The sequence below is a fragment of the Pseudoalteromonas sp. NGC95 genome, assembly GCF_015864705.1.
Lineage (GTDB): Bacteria > Pseudomonadota > Gammaproteobacteria > Enterobacterales > Alteromonadaceae > Pseudoalteromonas > Pseudoalteromonas arctica.
Genome location: NZ_JADYWR010000031.1, coordinates 17,548 through 34,647 on the forward strand (window position 1 = coordinate 17,548; position 17,100 = coordinate 34,647).

At 38.9% G+C, this 17,100-nt stretch carries 14 protein-coding genes and 1 pseudogene; 11 read left to right on the forward strand and 4 right to left on the reverse strand.

Annotated elements, in window-relative coordinates; genetic code table 11:
• Positions 1–28: 28 nt before the first annotated feature.
• Both I6E70_RS18925 and I6E70_RS18930 read right to left on the reverse strand, forming a co-directional pair.
• The gene (locus I6E70_RS18925; RefSeq protein ID WP_121954925.1) at positions 29–2,611 is read right to left on the reverse strand and encodes a TonB-dependent receptor plug domain-containing protein; all 2,583 of its coding nucleotides are present in this window, start codon (positions 2,609–2,611) and stop codon (positions 29–31) included.
• Between the two features lie 622 nt (positions 2,612–3,233).
• Complete coding sequence (locus tag I6E70_RS18930) at positions 3,234–3,659, reverse strand: hypothetical protein (RefSeq protein ID WP_197189385.1); 426 nt, start codon at positions 3,657–3,659, stop codon at positions 3,234–3,236.
• Between the two features lie 339 nt (positions 3,660–3,998).
• Here I6E70_RS18930 and ccoN point away from each other — a divergent pair, with 339 nt between their 5' ends.
• The 11 genes from ccoN (at position 3,999) to ttcA (ending at position 14,115) form a co-directional block, all read left to right on the forward strand.
• Positions 3,999–5,432 (forward strand): cytochrome-c oxidase, cbb3-type subunit I, encoded by a 1,434-nt coding sequence (gene ccoN, locus I6E70_RS18935; protein ID WP_024594372.1) that lies wholly within the window; start codon positions 3,999–4,001, stop codon positions 5,430–5,432.
• 12 nt (positions 5,433–5,444) lie between these two features.
• Complete coding sequence (gene ccoO, locus I6E70_RS18940) at positions 5,445–6,119, forward strand: cytochrome-c oxidase, cbb3-type subunit II (RefSeq protein ID WP_010554062.1); 675 nt, start codon at positions 5,445–5,447, stop codon at positions 6,117–6,119.
• 6 nt (positions 6,120–6,125) lie between these two features.
• Positions 6,126–6,311, forward strand: coding sequence for a cbb3-type cytochrome oxidase subunit 3 (locus tag I6E70_RS18945; RefSeq protein WP_010554061.1), 186 nt, complete (start codon positions 6,126–6,128; stop codon positions 6,309–6,311).
• A complete protein-coding gene (gene ccoP / locus I6E70_RS18950) occupies positions 6,308–7,342 on the forward strand; it encodes a cytochrome-c oxidase, cbb3-type subunit III (protein ID WP_197189386.1) in 1,035 nt (344 codons plus the stop codon). The genes I6E70_RS18945 and ccoP overlap by 4 nt, the downstream gene beginning before the upstream one ends.
• Positions 7,343–7,491: 149 nt before the next feature.
• The gene (locus I6E70_RS18955; RefSeq protein WP_101216175.1) at positions 7,492–7,983 is read left to right on the forward strand and encodes a FixH family protein; all 492 of its coding nucleotides are present in this window, start codon (positions 7,492–7,494) and stop codon (positions 7,981–7,983) included.
• An 8-nt stretch (positions 7,984–7,991) separates the two neighbouring features.
• Positions 7,992–10,367 carry a heavy metal translocating P-type ATPase gene (locus tag I6E70_RS18960; protein ID WP_197189387.1) on the forward strand — a complete coding sequence of 792 codons (2,376 nt, stop codon included), beginning with the start codon at positions 7,992–7,994 and terminating at the stop codon, positions 10,365–10,367.
• Complete coding sequence (gene ccoS, locus I6E70_RS18965; RefSeq protein ID WP_002963071.1) at positions 10,364–10,531, forward strand: cbb3-type cytochrome oxidase assembly protein CcoS; 168 nt, start codon at positions 10,364–10,366, stop codon at positions 10,529–10,531. Before I6E70_RS18960 ends, ccoS begins: the two co-directional genes overlap by 4 nt.
• The gene (locus I6E70_RS18970) at positions 10,524–11,195 is read left to right on the forward strand and encodes a sulfite exporter TauE/SafE family protein (protein WP_197183861.1); all 672 of its coding nucleotides are present in this window, start codon (positions 10,524–10,526) and stop codon (positions 11,193–11,195) included. Before ccoS ends, I6E70_RS18970 begins: the two co-directional genes overlap by 8 nt.
• A 67-nt stretch (positions 11,196–11,262) precedes the next feature.
• Positions 11,263–12,000 (forward strand): FNR family transcription factor, encoded by a 738-nt coding sequence (locus I6E70_RS18975; RefSeq protein ID WP_007585636.1) that lies wholly within the window; start codon positions 11,263–11,265, stop codon positions 11,998–12,000.
• 103 nt (positions 12,001–12,103) lie between these two features.
• Complete coding sequence (gene uspE / locus I6E70_RS18980) at positions 12,104–13,030, forward strand: universal stress protein UspE (RefSeq protein ID WP_007585634.1); 927 nt, start codon at positions 12,104–12,106, stop codon at positions 13,028–13,030.
• Between the two features lie 170 nt (positions 13,031–13,200).
• Positions 13,201–14,115 (forward strand): tRNA 2-thiocytidine(32) synthetase TtcA, encoded by a 915-nt coding sequence (ttcA, locus tag I6E70_RS18985; RefSeq protein ID WP_007585631.1) that lies wholly within the window; start codon positions 13,201–13,203, stop codon positions 14,113–14,115.
• Positions 14,116–14,196: 81 nt separating this feature from the next.
• On the opposite strand, the gene I6E70_RS18990 is transcribed toward ttcA, so the two are convergent.
• Together I6E70_RS18990 and I6E70_RS18995 are read right to left on the reverse strand one after the other, a co-directional pair.
• Entirely contained in the window at positions 14,197–15,258 is a 1,062-nt protein-coding gene (locus tag I6E70_RS18990; RefSeq protein ID WP_197189388.1) for a hypothetical protein, read from the reverse strand.
• Positions 15,259–15,313: 55 nt separating this feature from the next.
• Positions 15,314–16,383: pseudogene (locus I6E70_RS18995) on the reverse strand (hypothetical protein).
• Between the last annotated feature and the right edge of the window lie 717 nt (positions 16,384–17,100).

The following is a 17,100-nucleotide window of genomic DNA, read 5'->3' on the forward strand; positions in this document are numbered from 1 at the left end:
CTGAGCCTTAATACGATTAATGTGCTAGTTAAAATTTAACGTTTACACCAGCAAATACACGACGGCCAAGTACATCATATGTGTACGGGTCAGTATTAGAATCGTTGTTACCTGAGTAGTATGGTGGTTGCTTATCAAATAAGTTATTTACACCCGCAGTTAACGAAACCATGTCACTGATAAAGTACGAACCGCTCACATCATGGTAAACAACAGATGGTGTTGTTGGTGCATAACATGTAGATTCTTTACCTAAACAGCTGTAGCTATCCATTCCTGCAATGTAACGTGCTTTGTAGTTAGCAGACCAAGCATCACCTTTAACATCTAGCTCAAAGTTTGCTTTTACGTCAGCATAACCACCTATACCAGAAGTAATTAAACCAGCGTAATCAATGTTTGATTCAATAACATCAACAGTGTACTCGTCAAGGTAAGTAACATCTAATGACGTATTCCAAGCAAGACCAGCTAAATCAAATTTGTAATTTAAGTTTAAGTCATAACCTTTTGTTTGCTCATAACCTACGTTTTGTAGTTGGTTATTAAACGAGATACGACCTGTGCTTTGATTAAAATCGATATTTGCTGAACTACAAAGTGCTGTTGATTGATTCGCTAAAGAGCCATCTGATGCAAGACATGAATCAACAATGTATTGGTTGTTTACTGTAGAAATAGCGTTTTCGATTTCAATGTCGTAGTAATCTAACGTCATTGAAAAACCTTCAAACCATTCTGGTTCGTAAACTACACCAACGGTAACTGTATCAGCTAATTCAGGTGTTAATTGGTCATTACCACCAACGGTTACTTCAGCCTGATCTTGTGCATCGGTGAAGATAACTTGCTCATAAGATGGAGAATCACCTGAGTATAACTCAGCAACTGTAGGAGCACGGAAAGCTGTAGAACGAACACCACGAAGCATTAATTCATCGTTTACACGCCAAGTTAAACCAAGTTTCCACGTTTCATCAGAACCAAATGTGCTGTAATCAAAAGCACGGATAGCAGCGCTTAATTCTACATTTTGTGCAAGATAAGCATCTGCAACTAAAGGAATAGCAAGCTCAAGGTATGCTTCGTTCACATCGAAACGACCGCTTGTTGCGTCAACACGTGGGTCATTTGCAAGACCTTGTGAAGTGATTGAATCTGGTGTGTACCATGCTTTTTCTTCACGGCGTTCAAGACCTGCAGCAAAACCTACAAAGCCCGCAGGTACTTCCATTAACTCACCAGAAAGCGCAGCTGTAATCATAAATAATTGACTGCCGCCTGAGTTTTGCTCAGTATAAACATAGTCACTAAAGCTACTGCTTGACCATGAAGCTTGTGAAAGTGGGTTAAAGTTACCAGCTTCAATTTCGCTTTGAATTGAACCCATATTGTGAAGGTTGCTTAAGCGATCTACTGAGTCATTACGACCAAAAATAACTGATGTATCCCACTCTAAACCGTTATCTAAATAACCTGCAGCACCGATAACAGAACGAACTGTATCAACTACTTGAGATGAATCACGTGTACCAGTGTCAGCCATACGACGACCGTAAGAAACTTCATCACCGTAATTAATATTTTGGTCGATTAAAGAATCACCCATCCACTCAGCGTAGTCAAAGTCGAACCATACTGGTTGAGGTGCTAATTGCTGCTCTGACCAACGTTTTGAGTATGTAAACTCAGAGTATAAACGCGTCTCATCAGTTAAATCAAAGCTACCAATACCTGTAAGGTTTAAACGGCGCATTGGCGTATATAAGTAACTAGATTGCGAATAGTTGTAAGCATCACTAGTACCATAGTCGTGCCAGCCATTATCAGCTTGACCTTGCAAAGATTCATCACCTGACCAAACACGGCCATTAGGGGTATAAGGAGAACCAGAGCAGTAAGGAGCACTTCCATCGCCATCTTCAGTTAATGGACAATCAGAAAAGCTACGATCAGCCTGAGAAGCATCGCCACGGTCAGTGTACTGTAAACCAATTACAACGTTACCACGACCGAAGTTACCACCCATCGTAATATCAAAAGACGTTTCATCTGCATCACCTTCAGTAGTGATTGCTGATTTAACATTAAGGTCTAGGCCTTCAAAGTTATCTTTTAAGATAATATTGACAACACCTGCAACAGCATCAGTACCATAAACAGCAGATGCGCCATCTTTAAGTACTTCAATATGCTTGATCATAGATACCGGAATAGTATTCAAATCAACTGTAGAAGCTGCGCCTGTACCTGAGTTGATCATACGGCGGCCGTTTACAAGTACTAAAGTACGTTGTGAACCTAAACCACGTAAATCAATTGATGCATTACCACCAGAACCATTATTGATACCTGGGTTTGTCATTGCGCCGCCTGTAGCGGTCATTTTTTGTAGTACAGAATCTACTGATACAGCGCCTGAAGCAGCGATATCGTCAGCACCGATAATAGTAACTGGGCTAGCGGTTTCCATATCTGCGCGCTTAATGCGAGAACCCGTTACTTGAATTTTTTCGATTGCTTGTGCTGAGTCTTCAGCAGCTAGAACTTGCACACTTGAGAACATTGGAAATGCTGCGATTACAGCTAAACCAAGAGTTGATTTTTTCATGAAAGAACCCTACTTGTTGGAAATTTACCTTTATTGGTAATGCTCACTTTTTATTAGAATAGTGAGTCAGGTGGGCAACTTAGGCGCCTTTAACTGAACGAAAACTTAACAGTAGTTTAATTTATGCTAAGCAATAAAATAAAATAACAATATTGGGTACATAGGTTGCATTATGTTTCAGTGTTAATTAATAAATACATTTAAAAAACAGTAACCTGGTAAAATAAAGAAACATTAGAAACACACCTGAAACCAAAGTGATTCACTTTGTAATCAAATGTAATTAATCGAGCTACGTACCAAAAACAGACAAATTAACAACTTAATCACAGCACATTATTAAAACCGCAAAACTAAATGTTAATTAATAACCATATTTATGCATACTTGGTGCTTAAATAGTCTTATTTAACCTCTTTGGAAGGGTTTTTGATTAGATTTTTTATTCAGTCGCAATTAAAGTTGAACTTTTTGAGAGCACTTAATTCACTGTTGAAGTTTTATCAGTATCAAAACCGAAAAAGGCAATTTTATTGATCTTGTCACTCAAATAATCGTATGTATAAGAAAACGAACTCACATCAAAAATGTAAGCTGTATGCAAGAGTTTGCAGTCGCAACTTTAATACGTTACATAAAAAGAGTAATTGAGTGTTTGTATTAAAGAGGTTGTATTATCTTTGACTGTTAGCTCTAAATTCCAGAGCATATTTTGCTCAGAACAAATGCCAACCATGGTATCACTTTGCCAAAGGCCATTATGTTTTTTAAATTGCTGAGGAATGTAACCCATATACATAGTAATGCCTTTAAGCTTGGCATCTTCAATTGTAAGGTTTGTTGGCAAATCACTAAAAATAGTAAATGGAGTTTCGGGAGAAAGGGTTTTCTCGCTTAACCATACTTTAACATCATTTGAAAAAGTACAAGGCAAATTGGCTGTGCATGTGGCATTTTTTAGAAACTTTTCACCTGTATTTTTGGAAAAATCACACGCTGTTAATAAAAAAAATACCGCCGTGAATAAACTTAATCTATATATAAGCATAACAATTTCGCACTAAAGAAAAACAAATACTAATAATCGCGACTGCAAATAACAAGTGCGAGTGTTACTATTAAGCCAAATTAGGCACAAACTGTATCAAAAAATAAACAACAAGCTCACAAACATTGATTGATGTCATAATTTTATGTAATTGACCTATCTTTTTTAGGCCAAAAAATTTATCATTTCACCCGCAAAAAATAAGGGTTTCTCAAGTTTTTTTTCTGAAGCTTTCATGTATTGAAAGTTTTAGATAACACGCTTGAGAAAATAGTAGGCCCCACTTTTAAAGGTGGGTAATTCATTTCTAAACGCATTTATTGCAGCGGAAGCCAGAAAATGAGCCAAACAGTAGCATCACAAACTGAGTATAACTATAAGGTTGTACGCCAATTCGCTATTATGACAGTGATTTGGGGCATCGTTGGCATGAGTATTGGGGTTCTGATTGCTGCCCAATTAGCTTGGCCAGCACTTAACTTTGATACACCATGGTTAACTTACTCTCGACTACGTCCGTTACACACGAACGCAGTAATTTTCGCATTTGGTACCAGTGCACTTTTTGCGACGTCTTATTACGTCGTACAACGTACTTGTCAAACGCGTCTTTTCTCAGACAAACTCGCCGCCTTTTCTTTTTGGGGCTGGCAGCTAGTTATTGTATTAGCAGTAATTACATTACCACTTGGTATTACTAGCTCAAAAGAATACGCAGAACTTGAATGGCCAATCGATATTTTAATCGCTGTGGTTTGGATTGTTTACGCTGTTGTATTTTTTGGTACTTTAATCAAGCGTAAAGTGTCGCACATTTATGTTGCTAACTGGTTCTACGCTGGCTTTATTATCACTGTTGCAGTACTTCATATTGTAAACAGTATGGCAGTGCCTGTATCGTTAACTAAATCATATTCAATCTATGCAGGTGCCGTAGATGCGATGGTTCAGTGGTGGTACGGTCATAACGCTGTAGGTTTCCTACTTACTGCTGGTTTCTTGGGTATGATGTATTACTTTGTACCTAAACAAGCAGGTCGTCCAGTGTACTCATACCGTTTATCAGTAGTTCACTTTTGGGCTCTAATTTCATTATATATCTGGGCTGGTCCTCATCACCTTCACTACACAGCGCTTCCTGATTGGACGCAAAGTTTAGGTATGGTTATGTCTATTATCCTATTCGTACCGTCTTGGGGTGGTATGATTAACGGTATTATGACGCTATCTGGCGCGTGGCATAAACTACGTACTGATCCAGTACTACGCTTCTTAGTTGTTTCATTGTCTTTCTACGGTATGTCTACGTTTGAAGGTCCAATGATGGCAATTAAATCTGTAAATGCGTTATCTCACTACACAGATTGGACAATCGGCCACGTACACTCAGGTGCACTAGGTTGGGTTGCTATGATTTCAATTGGTGCTATTTACCACTTAATTCCTGCGTTATTCGCGCAAGGTCGTATGTATAGCGTTAAATTAGTTAATACCCACTTCTGGTTACACACTGTAGGTGTTGTTTTATACATTGTTGCAATGTGGATTTCTGGTGTAATGCAAGGTCTAATGTGGCGTGCAGTGAATGCTGACGGTACATTAATGTACAGCTTTGTGCAGTCTTTAGAAGCGTCGCATCCTTTCTATATCATGCGCTTTGTAGGCGGTGTATTCATCGTAACGGGTATGTTAGTTATGGCTTATAACGTTTACCGCACTATTTCAGCTGAGAAAGAATCTCTGAAACTAGACGCGCAAGCACAATTAGCATAACGGAGTGAGATGATGAGCAAGAAAAATTCACAAAACAAACATGAAATAGTAGAAAAGAACGTTGGCCTTATGGCTATTCTGACTGTTTTTGCTATTAGCTTCGGCGCGTTAGTTGAGATCACTCCGCTAATGTTTCAAGACGATACAACTAAACCAGTAGAGGGTTTACGCCCTCTTAACGCTTTAGAAATGGAAGGGCGCGACCTTTACGTGCGTGAAGGTTGTTCTAACTGTCACTCACAAATGATTCGTCCTTTTCGTGATGAAGTTGAGCGTTATGGTCACTACTCTGTAGCAGGCGAATCAGTATGGGATCATCCGTTTTTATGGGGTTCTAAACGTACTGGTCCTGACTTGGCTCGTGTTGGTAAGCGCTACTCGGACGATTGGCATTATGCTCACTTAGTTGATCCACGTGCTGTGGTTCCTGAGTCAAACATGCCAGGCTTTCCTTGGTTAGCAGAGAATACGGTTGATACAAGCCTTACTCTGAAAAAACTACAACTTTTCCGTGATACTTTTGCTATTAACCCAGAAAACCCAAAACATCCGGGTTTAGGTTATGGCGATGATGCAGAGCTTCAAGCAGATGTTGATAAAGTTAATGCTATGAATGATGGCAAAGGCGCAACAGAAATCCAAGCTCTCATCGCGTATTTACAGCAACTTGGTACCCACTTGAAGTAAAAAATTATGGATTACGGAACATACAGAGGTATTTTGACTCTGGTAATTTTAGTATTGTTTATTGTGATTGTTGCATGGGCATATAGCAAGCGAAGCAAAACTCGTTTTGACAGCGCTGCTAATGCCATTTTTGAAGATGAAAAAAAACATGACAACACGCTCTCTAACGAGGAAAAGGAGTCTGAAAAATGACTAGCTTTTGGAGTATTTGGGTTATTGTATTAACCCTTGCATGCTTATGCATCATCTTTGGCTTATTAGTTTGGAACTTAAAAAACTATGCTGGCGTAGAAGAAGGTGAAAGCTGTGGACATGAATTTGACGGCATTGAAGAGCTAAATAATCCGCTACCAAAATGGTGGACTTACATGTTTTTCGCAACTTTCATTTGGTCAGTATATTACCTTGCAGCTTACCCAGGTTTAGGCAACTGGGAAGGTTTAGGTAAATGGACTAGTTCTAATCAAGGTATTACCTCTTTAGCTGAATCTAAAAAAGCAGTTGCAGAGGCAAAAGCGGATGGTCGCTTTGTAAAACTTGATAAAGAGTACGAAGCTGCAGAAGAACGCTTTGGTCCTATTTTTAATAAACTTGCACAAGTACCAGTTTTAGATTTAGTTAACTCTAAATTTGAAGGTGATGCAGCGCAGCAAGTAGCGCTTGATAATGGTAATAAACATGAGCAAACAGATGGCCAAGTAGCCATTGAAATTGGTCAGCGTTTATTTTCACAAAACTGTGCGCAATGTCATGGCTCTGATGCACGTGGTGGTACTGGCTTCCCTAACCTAACTGATAAAGATTGGTTATATGGCGGAACACCTGACAAAATTAAAGAAACACTTCTTTATGGTCGTATTGCAGCAATGCCAGCTTGGGGTCCTGCTCTTGGCGAACAAGGCGTTAAAGAAATGACAGCACATGTGCTGAGCCTTTCTGGTCGTACTGTTAACCAAAAAGACGCAGACGCAGGTGCCGCTAAGTTTGCAATGTGTGCCGCATGTCATGGTGCTGACGGTAAAGGGTCGGTTGCACATAACCTACCATTTGGCGCGCCTAACCTGACTGATAACATTTGGTTATATGGTGGTTCTCAACGTGCTGTTGAAGAAACTCTTAACCACGGCCGTGCCGGTGTAATGCCTGCATGGAAAGACATTTTAGGTGAAGATAAGATTCACTTATTAACTGCCTATGTTTACAGTTTATCGCAAGATAAATAAGCACGCGGTTAATAAAATGTTTATAAATTAATTTATTTAATTCAATAGATTAATCCAGATCAAAAAAGCCTCCACTGTGAGGCTTTTTTTTAGTCTTTTACGTATAATTCCTATAAAATAACGCTTCCTAAACTAATTTTAGAGACACTATGCAACCTACTCCGTGGTATAAAAATTTTTGGCCTTGGTTTTTAATCTTTTTTCCGTTAGTTGCCATTATTGGCTGTATTAGCTTATTTATTACGGCAATAGGTAACGGTCCAGATATGGTTGTTGACGACTACTACAAAAAAGGTAAAGCAATAAACTTAGAACTGACTAAGTTTGAAAAAGCAAAAGCACTTTATTTACATGGCGAATTAAATGTAACCAACGACCGCGTAAGCTTTAAGTTTACAAAAGGCGACAGCAGTAACGTGCATGTATTAAAGCTCTCGTTTTACCATCGCACAATTAAAGCGCATGACTTTGAAGCAACACTTACTCCTAATGCCAATCAGGAATTTACTGCATTACTTAATGAGTATACACAAGGCGCCTACTCAGTATTTATTGAGCCAATAGATGGCAGTTGGAAAATGAAAGAAAATATAACGTTACCAACTGAACAAACCGTTTTAGTTACTCCTAATTATAAGTAGTAATAACTATGTCTAACTCTTGCTTTCATTGCCTTGAAAGTGTGCCAAACGGATTTAGCGCAAACGTTATAATTGACGATAAAGCTCAGCCAATGTGTTGCATTGGCTGCCAAGCTGTTGCGCAAAATATTGTTGATCAAGGTATGACCGATTATTATAAATACCGAACGGTTCGTGCTGGAAAGGTCGAACAGCTGGTACCTGAGCAACTCGCATTTATAAAAAGTTATGACAACGAAGACATTCAAGACGAATTTATAGCCACTAACGATGATATCTCAGAGGTATTATTGAGCGTTGAAGGTATAACCTGTGCCGCTTGTGCATGGCTTATAGAAAAACAACTCTTAAATTTAACCTCAGTTAAGCGTGTCGATGTAAATACATCCACCAACCGCGCGATGATTCAATGGGACAAAACCAGCACTCCATTGAGTGAAGTTATTACTTCCCTAGCTAAAATTGGCTACAAAGCCTACCCGTTTCAATCAGATGTTGAAGCTCAGCAAAAACAACAAACTGCCAAAGCCTATATTCGGCGCTTAGGTGTTGCAGGCTTAATGACCATGCAAGTAATGATGTTTGCGTTCGCCATGTACTTTGGCATGTTTTCAGGCATGGACAGTAACTTTGAGCAGTATTTTAGATGGATCAGCTTAGTACTGGCCTCTCCGGTTATTTTATACAGTGCACTGCCCTTTTTAACCAATGCTATAAATGGACTAAAAGCAAAACAGCTCAATATGGATTTACCCGTATCACTGGCTATTTTTGGTGCGTTTGGTGCAAGTTGTTACGCCACATTTATGCAAGTCGGCGAAGTGTATTTTGAATCTGTGTGTATGTTTACCTTTTTGTTGCTATTAGGTAAATATCTTGAATTTAGAGCGCGTTTAAAAGCCAGCGAGTTTACTGCAAATTTACAAAAATTATTGCCATTAACAGCCCGCACCATTAACGAAAGTGGCGAAGAGCTTATAATTGCAGCCAAAAAACTAAAACTTAATGACGTAGTGCTTATTAAAGCAGGTGAAACAATTCCTGCCGACGGCGAACTTATTAAAGGTAAAACTACGGTTGATGAATCAATGATGACGGGAGAACATCAACCCGTTACAAAGTTTATTGGCCATAATGTCTATGCTGGGTGCGTTAACCACGACGGCGTTATTGAAATAAAAATTAATAAAATTGGTCAAAATACGCTTTTAAACCAAATTATACGCCTGCAACATAACGCTTTAACCAAGCGCCCTAAACTGGTTGAAATTACAGATAAAGTAGCGCAATGGTTTATAGCGTGCCTGCTTATATTTGCTTCACTTACAGCTATTGGCTGGTACCAAATTGATCCCGAACATGCATTTTGGATCACTATTTCGGTTTTAGTTGCTACCTGCCCGTGTGCCCTGAGTTTAGCCATACCTACCGCACTCACATGTGCAGTGGCAACGCTTACCCGCAAAGGCGTATTAATAAAGCAAGCGCATGTGCTTGAAACGCTCTCACAAATTACTTTATTTGCATTTGATAAAACAGGCACACTTACGCAAGGTAAATTTAGCCTTGATGAAGTAGATATAATCGATAAACAATATACAAAAGCGCAAGTGCTAGATATAGCAGCCATGCTAGAGCGTTATTCTGAGCACCCTATCGCCAGTGCATTTGATGAGTTTACGCCAGCTCACCGCAGTCTTAATAGCGTTGAAGTACATCCAGGACTGGGAATTAGCGCACAAGATGCAACTAATCATTACGCAATTGGTAAAAGTGGTTGGTTTAATAGCAAAAAATCGAATGCACAAGCGAGCTTGTATATAAATAAGCAAGTTGTTGCACGCTTTTACTTTGTTGATAAAGTAAAAAGCGATGCTAAAAAGCTTATAGACTCACTTCAATCGCAAAACTTAACCTGTCACATGTTAACCGGTGACGCGTCAGATGCTGGGCAAAAAGTAGCTAAGCAACTTAAACTTGAAAGTGTTCAATTTGGATGTTCTCCACAAGATAAACAAACCGCCGTTGAGCAATGGTCTTCACAAAATGAAGTCGTTGCAATGGTAGGTGATGGTGTAAACGACAGCCCGGTATTTGCTAGTGCGCACTTATCTATTGCTATGGAAACCGGTGCAGACATATCAAAAAATAGCGCCGATGTAGTGCTTCTTAATAGCGATTTAGCCTCCATTGGTCACTTACTTAATGTAGCAAAACAAACCAGACGTATTATTAAGCAAAATCTTGCGCTGTCTTTATTGTATAATGCTTCAATATTACCACTGGCAGCGTTGGGCTTAGTTGCTCCTTGGATGGCTGTTATTGGCATGTCTGCCAGCTCAATTATTGTGATTAGTAATTCACTAAGGCTATTAAAGTTATGAGCATAATTTACATTTTGATCCCTATCGCCATTTTGTTCGTCATTATTGCTATTGGTGTTTTCTTTTGGGCAGTGAAAAGCGAGCAGTTTTCGGATTTAAACAAGCAAGGTCATAGTATTTTGTTTGAAGATGACAAAGAGCAACATAACAAAAGTAATGATTGACCCTCTTTATACCAGCGCATTTTTAATGGGACTAATCGGTAGCGGTCATTGCATTGCTATGTGTGGTGGTATTGCAAGCTCATTACAACTGGCAAGTGACAAACGTAAAACACTTACCTATTCATTTGCTTATAATATTGGACGTGCACTGAGCTATATGGCTGCAGGTGCACTTGTTGCTGGTATTAGCAGCCAATTTGCAAGGCAAAACACCTCCTTCTCTTTAGTACTTTCGTTCATTGCAGCTATTTTTATGCTCCTCGTTGGCGTGTATATAATGCGCTTGGGCCCTACTTTGCAATGGTTAGAGAAAATAGGCAAAACCTTGGTGTGGCAACACATTGTTAAACTAAATAAATATTTAATGCCTATTAACTCTCCTTTTAAAGCCTTAGGTTACGGTGCTTTGTGGGGATGGCTGCCATGCGGACTTGTATACTCAGCGCTTACATGGGCGATGACTAGCCCAAGTGCCCTTGACGGTGCCTTAGTTATGCTTTGCTTTGCTTTGGGTACTTTTCCCGCGATGATCACATTAGGCGTTACCGCGCAAAAACTAAATACGATTATTAACCATCCATGGACCCGAATTGTATTAGGCAGTGTTATAATTTGGTATGGTATCTACTTATTGATTATTGCAACTGACAAACTGGTACATTAATCTATTCGCATTATTAACCTTTAAGGTTATTTTGCAGTCGTGTATAAAAATTTAAACGGATTAAATTATGGATTTCTCTCAAAGTCGTGCTAAAGGTAATTGTGCTATTAGCTGTAATAACTGCAGTATTAGTCAATTGTGTTTGCCATTTTCACTCAATGGCCAAGAAATGGACAAGCTTGACGAAATTATTGAGCGAAAAAAACCACTCCATAAAGGCGACTATCTATTTGAATCAGGTGCACCTTTACAGGCTATTTATGCTGTTCGTTCTGGTTCATTTAAATCGTACACGTTATCGGAGCGAGGTGATGAGCAAATTACCGGCTTTCATTTAGCGGGCGACCTAGTTGGCTTTGACGCAATAAGTAAAATGACTCATCCCAGTTTTTCGCAAGCACTTGAAACGTCAATGGTGTGCGAAATCCCATTCGATACTCTTGATGAACTATCAGGAAAATTACCAAAGCTTCGCCAACAAATAATGCGCTTAATGAGCAGTGAAATTACATACGATCAAGAAATGCTGTTATTACTTAACAAAAAATCAGCAGAGGAACGCTTAGCTAGTTTCATTTATAACCTGTCAGAGCGTTTTGGTGAGCGTGGTTTTTCGCGTAAGGAATTTAGATTTACAATGACTCGCGGTGAAATTGGTAATTACTTAGGTCTAACAGTAGAAACCATTAGCCGTTTATTGAGTCGTTTTCAAAAAGCTGACTTAATTAAAGTAGAGGGTAAATTTATTACAATTTTAGATAATGATGCCTTGGCTAAAACAGCGGCGATAGTTAAGCCTCGCTAAATTAAATAGTTTGATTTAGAACAACAATTTATATGCTACCCCTTTAACTGTTTTATATTTACGTTACACTAAATGTACACCCGTTAGGTAAATGGAGTAGCATATGAACACTATTAAACGCATTATTGCGGTTATTGACCCCACCAAAGATGATCAACACGGTTTAGCACGTTCTATAGATTTAGCTAAAAAATCTGGCGCAAGTATTACCGCCTTTATGACGGTTTACGACTTCTCTTACGAAATGACGACTATGCTATCTGGCGATGAACGCGAAGCAATGCGCGATGCCGTACTAAAAGATCGCCAGCTATGGCTAAACGATTTAGTTTCCCCTTACAAAGATATAAATATTGAAACCCAAGTGGTTTGGCATAACCGCCCTTACGAAGCCATAATCGATACTGTCATTGATGAAAAGTACGATTTAGTAATCAAAGGCACACATCAACATGGTGCACTTAAATCAGTTATTTTTACCCCGACCGATTGGCACTTAGTACGCAAATGCCCCGCTCCGGTATTATTTGTAAAAGAAATGGCATGGCCAGCAAACGGTAATATTTTAGCTGCTGTAAATGCGGTTAGTGAAAATGAAGAACATGTAGCACTTAATAAACGCGTTATTAAAGACGCACAATATTTATGTGAACTTGCCAACGCAAAACTTAATTTAGTTAATGCCTACCCTGCAACTCCTATTAATATTGCCATCGAAATTCCTGAGTTTAACCCAGGACTTTATAACGAATCAGTTAAAAAGCATCATCATGAATCAACCAATGCACTTGCTGCAGAGTTTAATTTAAACCCAGAGCAATGTTTTATTGAAGAAGGCCTGCCAGAGGATGTAATCCCTGATGTAGCGAAGCGGTTAAATAGCGAATTAGTTGTTATTGGTACCGTAGGTCGCACGGGCTTAAGTGCCGCTCTTGTAGGTAATACAGCAGAGCATGTAATTGATAGCCTAGACTGTGATGTACTGGCACTCAAACCCGATGGTTACGTGAGCCCTATGGCAAAAGATTAATTTTAAGCCTTATGTACAAGTTATAAGCGAGTTATTTTTACGTGTTAATAAGGCATGTTTAAATCAATTTTAATTACATCCTAAACTCGCATATTCAGGTGGTTTGGGTATAATACGCCCCTTTATTTTTAGCAAATAACTTTGCTGTATTGTTTTACTAGGGGGCGTAATTGTCACACTCAGATCAAGCTAAAGCTCAATTTAACTTAAATAAGCTGCAAAAGCGTTTACGTCGCCAAACTGGTCAAGCCGTTATGGACTTCAATATGATTGAAGAGGGTGACCGTATAATGGTATGCCTTTCTGGCGGCAAAGATAGCTACACAATGCTTGAAATGCTTCAACATTTAAAACGTGTAGCACCTATAAAGTTTGACCTAGTTGTTGTAAATCTTGATCAAAAACAACCTGATTTTCCTGAGCATGTTTTACCCCAGTATCTTGATAAATTGAATGTTGAATACAAAATTGTAGAAGAAGATACTTACAGTATTGTTACCGATATTATCCCCGAAGGTAAAACAACGTGTTCACTTTGCTCACGCTTACGTCGTGGTATTTTATACCGCACAGCAAAAGAGCTAGGCGCTACTAAAATAGCCCTTGGTCATCACCGTGACGACATGATTGAAACATTGTTTTTAAATATGTTTTACGGCGGAAAGCTAAAAAGTATGCCGGCTAAATTAATGAGTGATAACGGCGAGCATATGGTTATTCGCCCACTTGCATACTGTAAAGAAAGCGACATAAGCCAATACGCATTTGTACAAGGTTACCCTATCATTCCGTGTAACCTATGTGGCTCGCAAGAAAACTTACAGCGTAAACATACAAAAACAATGCTCGCTAAATGGGATGCGGAGCACCCGGGTCGTATTGAAAGCATTTTTACAGCAATGCAAAACATAGTGCCTTCACATTTAGCTGACGCCGACTTGTTTGATTTTAAAAACTTACAAACCGGTGAAGTAATTGATGGTGGCGATATAGCCCTTGATAAACCAGACATTCCTAAAGTGCCTGTTGCTAATGAGCTTGATGAACAAGAAGCGCCAAGTGTAGTTACTATAAATCTAAGCTAACATATCTAAGCTAACAAATTTAAGGGGGTTGTATTTATGTACAACCCCTTAAATTTACCAATTCAGCATTGCGTTCTATTTTTAACTCTCAGCTAAGCCTTGTAAAAATTCCAAACTTAACTTTTCTTGTGCATTAGCCTGATATGGTAATTGCTGCAAGCTATCGTACGAAAAATCGTTAATATCAAAATGACTTATTTCACTATTCCCAAAGCTATTTCGCTCACCTGGGCTTGGCGACATTCTCTCAATAACAAAGTCGCTTAAGCGCATATCTGTAATGCCTTGTGGTAGCACCGACCAATGAGCTTTCAAATTAAGAGTTTGGCTTCCCTTCGTTAACCGCTCTTTAGATACTAAATGAGCAAGTGGTGTATCGCCACTGTATAAATTAGCCCTAACACGATACAAACCACTCTTTACTACTGCTATGTTAGCTGGCAAAATCATATTTTCGTTTTGTGCATAAGCAGTTTCAAAACCTGTTAAAGTTGCACTAGGCGGCATATATTGAATTTGTGCAACTACGGGAACTTTTTTACCGGCAACATCACCCTCTACAAACACTTGTAAGCTACGAGGGTAATCTTCATCCTCTTCAAATGTTATAATTGCTTCACCGTCACGCGCATTGCCTGTATGGGTATTTAACACTTCTTTTGTATCTGTATTTGCAAGCTCAACAACCACTTTTCCAAGCCCTTGAGCGCTTATCTTTATTGTTATTTCTTCTGGGTATACAAAACGATATTGCTTAAGACTTAACGTTAAAGCATCGCCACTTTCATCAATAGGGCTCGATACCGGGTAGAATTGATTTGGCTTTAATCGATCTTCATCTAATGGACTCAATGGCTGAGAATAAGGAGGAAATTTAAGTGCACTTTCATATTGCATAACCACTTGCTGCGCTGCTTTTGTTAAGTCTTCATTAAACGCGATTTGTTTTTTTGATTGTGTTTTTTTTGCTGTAGGTACATCTATAGGGATCACTTTTACTGGCGATAAATCAGCTACGCTCGCACTGTGTTTAACCTGAGGGGTTATTGGCTCAGCAACTTTATGAGCATCATTTTTACCTGTAAACCATAGCGAGAATAAAATAGTGCTAATAATTAAAGCAACGACATAAAATTTTTTCATTTTTATATTTCAATCTTTTATAAGGCGTATAGTTTTTAACTACACGCCTTGTATGTTATGGAATCACATTATAAATAAGTGCTGATGCGCTTAAATTATTTGAATCCTTAATATAACGATATTGTTTTTTCCAAAACCAACTACCTGTAGTTTTATCAAACGTATTAAAACCTACAGTGTCACCTTCCACATTTACGTTATTCATGGCTATTGTTACATTACCTTTTCGCTGCGCGTTATGTATTTCGTTATGGCTATAACTGTCACTCATCATCATTGGGTAATGGTTTGGCATAAAGCTACTTACTGCATCACCTTGCGATTTTAAATGGCCATTTGTATCAATACTGCTGCTACAACTTCCAAACGAGCCAGCCGAACTGGCACCACATGAAGAGTGCGATGCAACAACCGAATCATCATTGCCTTTTAAAAAACCACCCGTTAAACCCAAATATGCATTTCCATCGGCAACAAAGCGTAAACGTGGCGTGCGTGCATCTGGGAATGGTGAAATTTTACGTGCATTGTTTACTTTTAAATCGTGTAATACACCAACAGCTTCGGTTACATCACTTCCTAGCCACCATTTGAGTGCAGCATCGACCGCAAAGTTCCATGATGCGCCAGTTAAAGCACTAACAGCTACGTCAGCCAGCTCACTTCCACCACCCGCGCCTGCTAAATCAAACGTAGCAACAATATTAAGCGGCTCTAAGCCTTCGTTTTCTAACCAGTTTTCTTGATTATCAATAATATGGCGTGCAACTAAGTCTCCTGTTGAATGTGTTACAAATACACAGCCATCACTGCATAAATTAGAGCGTGAAATTTGCTTTAGCTTTGGCCACACCCAATCGGTAGCAATTTACCTTCAATACGTTCATAAGCAGACCAATCAATTCGCTCATCTGCACGATTATTCCAGTACGATTGCCAATATGTTTCACCATCATTAATTACATCACTACCCGACTTATTTGTTATTTGCGAAGTTTGTAACCCATGAATTAATATAATTTTATAGTCTTTACTCGCTGCAGAAAAGCTCATTAACATAGCTAACCCCGCACCAATTAGGTGGCTTGGCTTAATTAATTTGTGTGTGCACTTTGTGTTGTTCATACAATTCCTTAATGTTGTGTACTTAATATTTTATTATCATTTAAGGTATTCATGTTGGTTTACATAAGCTTGTCAGCTTAGGTGTTCACTAGGGTCTGTTGTTCTTTGCGGATTAAAATTTGTTCAAACTAGAGGCTATTTAATCACGGCGCGAGATTTGTAACCTAGTGGGCTCGGTAACTGCTCCTGCGTTACTCTACTGGCTTACATCCATGTAAGAATAAGTAAAAACCGAGCAACAAAGAGTAAATAGCCTCTAGGAAGTACCCTTTGGGCAGCGTCTGTTTGGCATTAATGCTACGTTATCGCCTATTTATGGGGAACACCACACTACTTAGGCTCTGCCTTGCCTAAATACCAAACAGACTGCTGCAAATTTAACCTTGAAAGATCAACAGACTCTAGTATTAGGAACAACGAACAAAAATGCAACAACTTATTATCATTTAGGGAAGAGAGGAAGCTTATTTCATACTGATTAATGAGTTAATAGAGGTATAGTTGTTATATTTGAAATTATTAGATGGGTTTCAAGGGGTATATTGAGGGTAGTAAGATTAAGCGGATACCATTGAAAGTGCCCGCTTTAGAATAAGGAGAGGGTGTAACTAATTTTGTGTAACTGCCTATCATAATTTACTCTATCAAGAGTTTAAGGATTAGGCGATGAACATGAATAAAGAAGAACTCGAAGCGTTTGCTAAAGAAGCTGCTAAA

Excerpts from the sequence above, each read along its gene's own strand:
- I6E70_RS18925 (WP_121954925.1), bottom strand. The coding sequence starts at position 2,611 with ATGAAAAAATCAACTCTTGGTTTAGCTGTAATCGCAGCATTTCCAATG.
- I6E70_RS18930 (WP_197189385.1), bottom strand. The coding sequence starts at position 3,659 with ATGCTTATATATAGATTAAGTTTATTCACGGCGGTATTTTTTTTATTA.
- ccoN (WP_024594372.1), top strand. The coding sequence starts at position 3,999 with ATGAGCCAAACAGTAGCATCACAAACTGAGTATAACTATAAGGTTGTA.
- ccoO (WP_010554062.1), top strand. The coding sequence starts at position 5,445 with ATGAGCAAGAAAAATTCACAAAACAAACATGAAATAGTAGAAAAGAAC.
- I6E70_RS18945 (WP_010554061.1), top strand. The coding sequence starts at position 6,126 with ATGGATTACGGAACATACAGAGGTATTTTGACTCTGGTAATTTTAGTA.
- ccoP (WP_197189386.1), top strand. The coding sequence starts at position 6,308 with ATGACTAGCTTTTGGAGTATTTGGGTTATTGTATTAACCCTTGCATGC.
- I6E70_RS18955 (WP_101216175.1), top strand. The coding sequence starts at position 7,492 with ATGCAACCTACTCCGTGGTATAAAAATTTTTGGCCTTGGTTTTTAATC.
- I6E70_RS18960 (WP_197189387.1), top strand. The coding sequence starts at position 7,992 with ATGTCTAACTCTTGCTTTCATTGCCTTGAAAGTGTGCCAAACGGATTT.
- ccoS (WP_002963071.1), top strand. The coding sequence starts at position 10,364 with ATGAGCATAATTTACATTTTGATCCCTATCGCCATTTTGTTCGTCATT.
- I6E70_RS18970 (WP_197183861.1), top strand. The coding sequence starts at position 10,524 with ATGATTGACCCTCTTTATACCAGCGCATTTTTAATGGGACTAATCGGT.
- I6E70_RS18975 (WP_007585636.1), top strand. The coding sequence starts at position 11,263 with ATGGATTTCTCTCAAAGTCGTGCTAAAGGTAATTGTGCTATTAGCTGT.
- uspE (WP_007585634.1), top strand. The coding sequence starts at position 12,104 with ATGAACACTATTAAACGCATTATTGCGGTTATTGACCCCACCAAAGAT.
- I6E70_RS18990 (WP_197189388.1), bottom strand. The coding sequence starts at position 15,258 with ATGAAAAAATTTTATGTCGTTGCTTTAATTATTAGCACTATTTTATTC.